Below are 358 nucleotides of genomic sequence, written 5' to 3'. Positions count from 1 at the left end.
AACCCCGGTGGCACCCGCGGGATCTGTGGGTAGGCCGGTCGCTGCGGAGGTAGGTGCGTCAGTCATAGTAAGGTGCCGCGGATGAACGAGATTTCCTGGCCTCGCGCGAGTCGTCGCGAGAGGCCGCTGTTGGCGTTGATCAGTGACCCGATGCGGCGCGGATCTTCAATAGCCTGTGCTCACCGGCGAGCACGGGCGGATGCTTTGGATACTCGCCTGCGTGGACACAGGTCGGAATGCACTCGACCCGAGTGTCCTCGCGCGGATTGACGAAGTAAGCCATCGACTGCCGACGCTCGACGCTTGCGAGCGATGCGTCGGGATTCGCCACTCGGTGCACGTTCGACAACCATCGGTC

General features: G+C 63.7%; 1 pseudogene. It reads right to left on the bottom strand.

Annotated elements, in window-relative coordinates:
* Positions 1-139: 139 nt before the first annotated feature.
* Positions 140-358, bottom strand: a pseudogene (locus AC1DQ3_RS36880) (hypothetical protein); the annotation flags it as partial.

The sequence above is a fragment of the Cupriavidus sp. 01T418 genome, from assembly GCF_056398885.1.
This window is presented reverse-complemented; position numbering and strand designations above follow the sequence as displayed.